Annotated in this window: 2 protein-coding genes; both read left to right on the top strand. The window is 33.5% G+C overall.

The window, feature by feature from the left end; translation table 11 throughout:
* Positions 1–308: 308 nt before the first annotated feature.
* Complete coding sequence (locus tag Megvenef_RS09375; RefSeq protein WP_322777654.1) at positions 309–1,148, top strand: RNA-directed DNA polymerase; 840 nt, start codon at positions 309–311, stop codon at positions 1,146–1,148.
* Between the two features lie 57 nt (positions 1,149–1,205).
* Positions 1,206–1,705 (top strand): transposase (locus Megvenef_RS09380; RefSeq protein ID WP_322776251.1); only part of this gene is annotated, 500 nt, incomplete at its 3' end.

The following is a 1,705-nucleotide window of genomic DNA, read 5'->3' on the forward strand; positions in this document are numbered from 1 at the left end:
TCTAGTGCTCTGCAAGCCTTATGGGATATAGAGTTTTCTCTTATGTTACATTTACGCAGGAATGTGGTTAATACCCTTAGTAGGTGTATATTTCTCTAATAGTCTTTTAGATTGCTCCACAAATTTCACAGGCCTAGACAATTACCTTAAAGGTGAAATTTCTAAAATTTCTCCTGACGCTTTGAAAACGCGTCTTAGCAAATTGTCATTCATAGAAGGATTTTCACAACAAAGATATGCCCGTTTCACCTCAGCAGAACTGGAGAAAATAACAAGAGTATGGAAGTATGTCTCGTAAGAAAATGACATTGAAATATAAAAAAGAACGATCTGTTTTATCTGATGTACTTCCTTATGAAGTTCCAATCACTTTTACGAATTGGCATTTTTATAACTTTTTACTAAGGCATAAAATTAAATATCATGGTGGTAAGATAGAATGGCTTGCAGGCGATGCTGTCGTTTATTGTATAATTTGTTTATTATTCGGTATTCCAAAATCACCTAAGCCAAACATAGAAACAAAGACACTGTTTGATAAAGAGCGTGGTTTTAACCAACTGCCTGTTAACAAATGGGGAGCGATTCCTTTCTACTATAAAATAAGTCACAAGCAAAATGAATATCGTGAATTGGCTATCCCACACCCTATAAATCAACTACAGGTTATAGAATTTTACGACAGATACAAAGAGTTAATACTCTATTACTGCTCTATTAGCTCATTCTCAATTAGGCATCCAAAAAAAGTTTCAAAATATATTTTCTATAAAGATAGTACTCATTATGAAAATTTATCCGATGATTCTTCCCCTAGGGAAGAATCAGGCAAAGAGTATGAAAATTTACGTTCATTCTTTGTTTATAAAGACTATAGCAATGTATATAAATTTTATGAATCTGACAAATACCACTGGTGTGAAAAAAAATATAATAAGCTACTTAAACTAGATATTTCAAAATGTTTTGATAGCATATATACCCACTCTCTGGCATGGGCACTTCTTAATAAAGAGAGCGTTAAAAACTCAATTCATGAGTCAAAAGAAACTTTTGCTGGGCATTTTGACAAACTAATGCAACAGATAAATTATAATGAAACTAACGGCATAATAATAGGCCCGGAGTTTTCGGGTCTGTCCATCTAAGTGTGTAAATTCCTTATAGGTTATATAATCAATTAATATAACTAAGAGGAATAAAATATGACTAAAAACACTATCAATAATAAGAATAATGAAGCTATATCCGCAGCGATAGATTTACTGGTAAGTAAAGAAGTAGATCTATCGAATGTTTTAAGCAAAGGCGGGTTATTGAAACAACTAACAAAACGTCTTGTGGAAAAAGCTTTACAGGCAGAGATGAATAATCATCTAGGTTATGACAGATACGATCGTATTATCACTTCTAATAACGCCCGTAACGGTGTATCTCAAAAGAATCTAATCACTGATAATGGCCTTATTACAATAGACGTTCCAAGGGATAGAGATGCTGAGTTTGAACCTGCAATCATTCCCAAAAGAAAAACAAGAATTGAAGGTTTAGATCAAAAAATTCTATCCTTATACGCCAAAGGAATGAGTCTATCAGATATTAAACTTCAGATTCAGGAACTATACGGGGCTGACATTAGCGAAAGCCTTGTTAGTAGAATTACTGATGATGTCATGGACGATGTTAAAGCTTGGCAAGGCAGGCC

Source organism: Candidatus Megaera venefica, from assembly GCF_034554655.1.
GTDB lineage: Bacteria > Pseudomonadota > Alphaproteobacteria > Rickettsiales > Rickettsiaceae > Megaera_A > Megaera_A venefica.